6 protein-coding genes are annotated in these 7,251 nt (G+C 71.9%); 2 read left to right on the top strand and 4 right to left on the bottom strand.

The genetic code is table 11. The features are described from left to right. Positions 1–131: 131 nt before the first annotated feature. Positions 132–1,388 carry a serine hydrolase domain-containing protein gene (locus tag AB0N02_RS22445; RefSeq protein ID WP_363949635.1) on the bottom strand — a complete coding sequence of 419 codons (1,257 nt, stop codon included), beginning with the start codon at positions 1,386–1,388 and terminating at the stop codon, positions 132–134. A 307-nt stretch (positions 1,389–1,695) separates the two neighbouring features. Then, on the bottom strand, positions 1,696–2,718 hold the full coding sequence (locus AB0N02_RS22440; RefSeq protein ID WP_363949633.1) for a zinc-dependent alcohol dehydrogenase family protein: 1,023 nt from the start codon (positions 2,716–2,718) through the stop codon (positions 1,696–1,698). A gap of 423 nt (positions 2,719–3,141) precedes the next feature. On the opposite strand from AB0N02_RS22440, the gene AB0N02_RS22435 reads away from it, so the two are divergent. Further along, positions 3,142–4,014: an alpha/beta hydrolase gene (locus AB0N02_RS22435; protein WP_363949631.1), complete on the top strand. Its 873-nt coding sequence runs from the start codon at positions 3,142–3,144 to the stop codon at positions 4,012–4,014. 123 nt (positions 4,015–4,137) lie between these two features. Here AB0N02_RS22435 and AB0N02_RS22430 read toward each other — a convergent pair whose 3' ends face one another. Both AB0N02_RS22430 and AB0N02_RS22425 read right to left on the bottom strand, forming a co-directional pair. Next, positions 4,138–5,109, bottom strand: coding sequence for an alpha/beta hydrolase (locus AB0N02_RS22430; protein WP_363949629.1), 972 nt, complete (start codon positions 5,107–5,109; stop codon positions 4,138–4,140). A gap of 131 nt (positions 5,110–5,240) precedes the next feature. Next, on the bottom strand, positions 5,241–5,822 hold the full coding sequence (locus AB0N02_RS22425) for a helix-turn-helix domain-containing protein (protein WP_363949627.1): 582 nt from the start codon (positions 5,820–5,822) through the stop codon (positions 5,241–5,243). Positions 5,823–6,102: 280 nt separating this feature from the next. Between AB0N02_RS22425 and AB0N02_RS22420 the strand changes: the two genes are divergently transcribed. Beyond that, positions 6,103–7,251 carry an NAD(P)/FAD-dependent oxidoreductase gene (locus tag AB0N02_RS22420; RefSeq protein WP_363949625.1) on the top strand — a complete coding sequence of 383 codons (1,149 nt, stop codon included), beginning with the start codon at positions 6,103–6,105 and terminating at the stop codon, positions 7,249–7,251.

Genomic DNA, 7,251 nt, shown 5'->3' with positions numbered 1-7,251 from the left:
GTCCGCCCCGGTCACCGCCCCGGTCACCGCCCCGGTCACCGCCCCGGTCACCGCCCCGGTCACCGCCCCGGTCACCGCCCCGGTCACCGCCCCGGTCACCGCCCCGGTCGCAGCGCCCGTCGCAGCGCCCGTCAGCGTGCCGGTCGGCTAGCGGGAGCCGCGGCCGGCACGGGCTTGCCGAACATCGTGCAGATCGCGGCGGTCTGGAGCGCCTGGGCGGCCTCGGCGATCTTCGGGTCGGCCTCGAACTCGATCCAGGACTCCGTCGAGACGAGGACGGTCGCCGTGCGGCCACCGGTGCGGTCGGTGACGCTGACGGTGAGGTAGCCGGGGATGCCGCCGTCGTGCCCCCAGAACGTGCCGCACGGATGGGCGCCGGTCTGGATGCCCAGCCCGTAGCCGGGCCCGTCCGGCCGGCGCGGGTCCACCGGCACGGTGGTGCGCATCTGCTCCAGCTGGGCTGCGGGCAGCAGCTCGCCGGACATCAGCGCGGTGTGGAACCGGGACCAGTCCCGTGTGGTGGACACCACCGCCCCGGCCGCCCCGCCCCACCCGGGGTCGTTGCCGGAGACGTCCACGTGTCCGTGGCGGCGCGTCCCGGCGAAGTTCCTGAACTCGGCCGGTACGGCCGGCGGCATGTGGGCGGCGTCCGGTTCGTAGCCGCGGGCGTAGGGGCCGAGCCAGGTGCCGTCCGTGGCGTAGTAGGTGTGGTGGAGACCGAGCGGCCGGGCGATCCGGTCCCGGACCAGGTCTGCCAGGCCCGCACCGGTGACCCGCTCCAGGACGGCGCCGATCGCGGCGTAGTTGGTGTTGCTGTACGACCACTTCGTCCCCGGCGCGAACAGCGGGTCGTGCCTCACCCCCACGTCGAGCAGCTTCGCCGAACTCCACCGCCGCCGATCCGTGCCGAGGAACGACGGCAGGAGCGCGGCGTCCTCGGTGTAGTCGAACAGGCCGCTGGTGTGGTTCAGCAGCATGCGCAGCGTGATCGCCTCGCCGTTGGGCACCTTGCCCGGCAGCCACTTCTCCACCGGGTCGGTCAGGGCGAGCCTGCCCTCGGCGACCAGTTGCAGCAGGAGCGTGGCCATCATGGTCTTGGTGCTGGACCCCACCCGGAACTCGTCCCCCGCCTTGAGCAGGTGATCCCGTCTGGTCCAGGTGGCCTGTTCGGCGATCTCGACCGGCCGGCCGCGGCCGTCGTCGACCCGCACGATCACGCCGGGCGCCCCGGCGTCCACCAGCTTCCGCGCCAGCTGCTGCAGCTGGGCGCGCTGCACCCCGGTGCCGCTCCAGGCCGCGGACGGCGTGGCCGCGGCGGCGGCCGGGAACGCCGCGGCCATGGACAGACTCATGGCCAGACTCACGGCCAGAGTCACGGTCAGGCTCATGGCCGGAGTCACGGCCGGGCCCGCCGCCGGCGCCGAAGCCGTGACCGTGCGCGGCCGGCGCGGCCGTACCGCGCGATCGGGTGAGAAAACACGTTGGGACATTGACCCGTTCCTCCGGGTGATGGGTGAGTCGGACGACCTCACCCTCCAGCCCGCCGCTCACAAACCGCACTCAGCGCGCTGTCAGCCGCCCGGCCGACGACCACGCCGGGCGTGGGTGCCTCGTCCCGCCGCCGGCCTCGACCCCGCCTTCACCGCGTTCCCGGCGGCGAATTCCGCACCCCCGGGGATGCGCGCCTCGGGGAGGTCAGGGGCGTAGCAGCACCTTGACGGCACGGCGCTCGTCCATGGCCTCGTAACCCTCGGCCGCCCGCTCCAGGGGAAGAGTGAGGTCGAAGACCCTACCCGGGTCGATGACGCGGTCGCAGATCAACCCGATCAGCTCCGGCAGGAAGCGGCGCACCGGGGCCGGGCCGCCGTGCAGGTGCACGTGGGAGAAGAACAGCTCCTGGCCGGGCAGTTCGACGCCGTGGGCGACCCCGACATAGCCGACGTGGCCGCCGGGCCGGGTGGAGCGGATGGCCTGCATCATCGACTCCTGGGTGCCGACCGCCTCGATGACGCTGTGAGCACCGAGCCCGCCGGTCATGTCCTTGACCTGCGCCACGCCCTCCTCGCCGCGTTCGGTGACGATGTCGGTGGCGCCGAAGTGACGGGCGAGTTCCTGCCGGGGCGCATGGCGGCTCATCGCGATGATCCGCTCGGCGCCGAGTTGTCCGGCGGCCAGTACGGCGAGCAGGCCGACCGCGCCGTCCCCGACGACGGCCACGGTCTTGCCCGGGCCCGCTTCGGCGGCGACGGCGCCGAACCAGCCGGTGGCCAGCACGTCGGAGGCGGCCAGCAGGCTCGGGACCAGATCGGCCGGAGGCGGCTCGGGGGTGGCGACCAGGGTGCCGTCGGCGAGCGGAACGCGCGCCAGCTGGGCCTGGGTTCCGATCGCCCCCATCGGCTCGCGGCGGACGCACGAGCTCTGGTAGCCCGCCCGGCAGATCTCGCAGGTGTTGTCGGAGGCGAAGAACGAGCCGACCACGAACTGTCCCGGCCTGACGGTGGTGACCCGGTCACCGATCTCCTCGACGACGCCGACGTACTCGTGCCCCATGGGGGCGGGCCCGTCGACTTTCTCCACCCCCCGGTAGGGCCACAGGTCCGAGCCGCACACGCAGGTGGCCGACAGGCGGATGATCGCATCGGTCGGCTCGGCGATCACCGGGTCCGGGCGATCCTCGACGCGGATCTCCCCCGGGGCGTACAGAACTGCTCCACGCATGATGGATCTCCTTGATCCCCGCGGTGACGAAATCCGGGCCCCGTACCCGGAGCGGCGGCGGCAGGCGGCCCCACCGGCCGCGCCTCCTGGTTCATTCCCGCGAAATCGCTGGTCAGACGGACTTGACCAGGACCCGTTGAACCCGTTGAGAGGTGCGGCCGCCACGGTCCGGCGTGGATGACGTCCGCGCGACGGTCGCCCGGGTGAGGTACGCGTCGACGGCCGGAGCGCCGGCGCTCACGTGACGCGCCGCCGGTGCCGACACTTTGGCTATATTGCAGGAATTCGACCTGCCCGCGGGGCCGATGCCCAGGGCGCCGAACCAGACGTTCCACCTGCCGATCAAGCAGCTGCTGTCCGTTCGCCGCCGACCGGCCCTTCGGCCGGAGGCGTGATCTCCCTCTCCCGAACGGAGGTGTCACGGTGCCCGCTTTCCGGGCGGCTTTCCCCGAGCGCGCCACCACCGTCGCACGCCTGCCCGCCGGCCCGGTGGAGTACCGGCTGGAGGGCGACGGCCCCAGGACGGTCGCGGTCTTCCACGGCGGTCACATGCGGGCGGGACTGGCACTGGGTGAGGAGGTCTTCACCGACGCCGGTTTCACGGTGCTGGCGCCCTCACGCCCCGGCTACGGACATACACCGCCGACCACCGGAACCACGCCGGCCGGCTTCGCCGACGCCACCGCCCAGCTGTGCCGGAGCCTGGGCGTCCGGCGCCTCGCCGCGGTCGTGGGCATCTCGGCCGGCGGGCGCACCGCACTGACCCTGGCCGCCCGCCACCCGGACCTGGTCGAGCGCATCATCCTGCAAAGCGCGGTCGGGTTCCTGCCCTGGCCCGACCGGCTGACCCGGCTGGGCGGCCGGGTGGTGTTCAACGCCCGCCTGGAGGCCGGCACCTGGGTGATCATGCGGTCCCTGCTCCGGACTGCACCGTCGCTGGGGCTGCGCGTGCTGCTGCGTCAGCTGTCGGTCCTGCCGGTCCACCGGCTCATGGCGGGCCTGTCAGCCGCCGAGCGGGCGACGCTGACCGGGCTGTTCACCGCGATGCGTTCGGGCCACGGCTTCGTCGCCGACATGCTCCCCGTACCGGACTGCGCCGCGGAGGCCGGGCAGCCCGCGCTGGTCATCGCCACCCGCCACGACCGGTCGGTGCCCTTCGCCCACGCCGAGTCCCTGGTGGCGGCGATGCCGAACGCCGAACTGGTCGACAGCCGCGCCGACAGCCACATGATCTGGTTCGGCCCCGACTACCCCCGCGTCGCCGCGAAGATCCGCGACTTTCTCGCCACGGACTGACCGCAGGCTAAGCGGTCACGCGCCACCTGATCGCCGACGACGGCGGTCTACCTCGACCGGCCGGGGTGGTACGGGCATACCGCCCCGGCCGTCACGCCCGGACCCGCCGGGCGCCCGACTCGTTCAGGCACTCACCTGAGAGCCGGCAGGCGCCGGGTGAAAGGCGCGGCGCAGGGCGTACACGAGATCGTCCTGCATTCGCCGGGAAACCTGGGCGTCGGGAACCCAGGAGCAACCGTGGAAAGTCCCCGGATACATCTGCAGGCCGACCGGGACACCGGCCTGAACGAGCTTGGAGGCGTACGCCAGCCCCTCGTCGCGCAGCGGATCGAACTCGCAGACCACCACGTACGCGGGCGGAAGCCCCGACAGGTCCTCAGCCCTGGACGGCGCGGCGTAGATCGGAACATCGGCGTCACCGGGCCGGTGCGCCTCACCGAGGTAGAAGTCCCAGCTGATCTCAGCCTTGTCGCGGCTCCAGCCGGGAGTGTCGACGAACCGCCGCATCGAAGTGGTCTCCAGGCGGTCGTCAAGCTCGGGAATGCCGAGGTACTGCAGGCACAGCGCGGGACCGCCGCGGTCCCTGGCCAGCAGCGCGACCGCGGCCGACAGGCCACCCCCCGCGCTCTCACCGCCCACCGCGATCCGCGAGGGATCGATCCCCAGCTCGTCGGCGTGCTCGGCGGTCCACACCAGCGCGGCGTAACAGTCCTCGACCCCCGCCGGGTACGGATTCTCCGGCGCGAGCCGGTAATCCACCGACACCGAGACCACACCCATGTTCTCGGCCAGGGACGACAACAGCGCGTCGCCCATCTCCACCTGCCCCACGATGAACCCGCCGCCGTGGATGAAGACCATGGCCGGCGCCGCCTCCCCGGCCCGCTCACGCGGAGCGTAAACCCGCACCCGCACCGGCCCCGCGGGGCCCGGGATCTCCCGGTCCTCCACCACCACGGTGTCGGGGAAACCGTTCGGCATCGAGCTGAAGAACTCCTTGAGCACCTCTCTGGAGGTCACCGTGTCGCGCAGATCGTGCTCGGGCAGCAGATCGACGGCGAACGGAGCGAGCTCAGGGTCAAAGTTGTAGGGCATCCGGGGTCTCCTCACATCACGTGGCCCCATGATGTCCCGCCCCACCCCCGCCGCCCCTCTCCCCGCGTCACCTGGACACCGACGTCCATGAACCGGTGCGTGACGTCTAAGTCCACGGCCCCCGCAAGACGTCAGCCGAGCGGGCGCCAGCCGTGCGCGAGGAGGTCGAAGACCTCCTCGACGGCCGTTCGAGGATCCTGCCGGCCTTGGGCGAGCGCCGGTATCTCCAGCACGAACCGGGCGAGCGCCCGGCAGGCGATGTCGTCGTGGCTCACCCCGGCGTCATCGGCGATGGCCGCGCTGAGGGCGGCGGTGTGCCGGGTCCACATACGTTCGCCGTACTCCCGCAGCGCCGGCGTGGAGTCCACGAGACCGGTGAACTCGGCCCGGAGCGGGTGGGTCGCGACCGGGATCCAGGACGTGAGGACGTGCTCGCGGAGCGCGTCGACGATGCCCTGACCGGCGGGGCGCCGACGTACCGCGGCGATCAACTCCGCCTCCCGGTCTTCGTCCCGGTCGAAGACCAGTGCCTCCTTGCCCGGGAAGTGCTTGAACAGCGTTGTGGTCGACACATCGGCCGCCTCGGCGATGTCTCTGATGCTCACCCGGTCATAGCCCCGCTCCAGGAACAGCTGCAGGGCGGCGTCGGCGATCGCCTGACGGGTGGCCGCCTTCTTGCGTTCGCGGCGGCCGACGGCAGGTGGCTTGTCCATGCGCACACCCTACCCCAAAAGTGGTCGCCGACAATTAGTTGACTTGTTGCACTTTTTTACTCGTTCTGCTTTTCTGGGGTGACGGGATCCCCCCCGGATCCCGGGATCCCAGGGACGACGGGCACGAACAGCCGCGACACGCGACCGGATGCCCCGAACACCCCGCCGCGACGACCTCACAGGGATCGGCGGGCCGACACAGCCCGCCGCCCCCGCGCCACAGGGGACGCGCCCGCAATCCCGCCACGGCTCGCACACAGTCATGAACGACAGGACAGCCATGAACCCACCAGCACCCGCCACCGCGAGAATCAGCATCATCGGAGCAGGACCCGGCGGCCTCACCTGCGCCCGCATCCTGCAAAAACACGGCATCCCCGTAACCGTCTACGACCGCGACCCGCACCCGGAGGCGCGAAACCAGGGCGGCACCCTCGACCTGCACGCCCACGACGGGCAGCTCGCCCTGCGCGAGGCCGGCCTGATCGACGAGTTCTTCAGGCTGGCACGCCCGGAGGGACAGGAGATGCGCCGCCTGGATCCGGCCGGGCGGATCCTGAGCCACCACATCCCGGCCGAAGACGAACTCTTCAAACCCGAGATCGACCGGGGCCTGCTGCGCGATCTGCTGCTCAACTCGCTGGAGCCGGGAACCGTACGGTGGGACCACGCCGTCGAGAAGGTCAGCGGCCCGGCCGACGGCCCGCGACGGATGCACTTCCCCGACGGCACGACCATCGAGACAGACCTGGTCATCGGCGCCGACGGCGCGTTCTCCCGGGTCCGCCCGGCGGTGTCGCCGGCCGCACCGCGGTACACCGGGGTCGGCTTCCTGGAGGCCTGGTTCCAGGACGTCGAGAACGCACACCCCGGCCTCGCCACGCTCGTCGGCCAGGGTAGCGCCGCCGCGGCCGACGGCGACCGCGCCCTGTTCGCCCAGCGCAACAGCGGCGACCACATCCGCGTCTACATCATCCAGCGCCTGCCCGCCGACTGGATCACCGCCGGCGGGCTGCACGCCGGCGACACCGCAGGGATCCGCGCCCGGCTGCTCGACGCCTTCTCCGGCTGGTCACCCCCCATGCTCCAGATGATCACCGACAACGACGGGCCGTACGTCGATCGTCCGTTGTTCGCCCTGCCCGTCCCGCACACCTGGGAACACACACCGACCGTGACCCTGCTCGGCGACGCCGCCCACCTCATGCCCCCGCTCGGCGTCGGCGCCAACCTGGCCATGCTCGACGGCTGCGAACTCGCCCTCGCCCTGGCCGGCTCCACCACGATCGGCGAAGCCGTCGGCACCTACGAAAAGACCATGCTTCCCCGCGCGGCGAACGCGGCCCGGATCCTCGAAAACGGCGCCGAGGCCCTGCTCGAGCGATACGACAGCCACGAAAACGCAGGATTCGGCCCGCCCCCGCACTGA

The organism is Streptosporangium sp. NPDC051022 (assembly GCF_040683035.1).
Classification (GTDB): Bacteria; Actinomycetota; Actinomycetes; order Streptosporangiales; family Streptosporangiaceae; genus Streptosporangium.
Note: the sequence above shows the minus strand (reverse complement) of the source record. Positions and strands in the feature narration are given on the sequence as shown.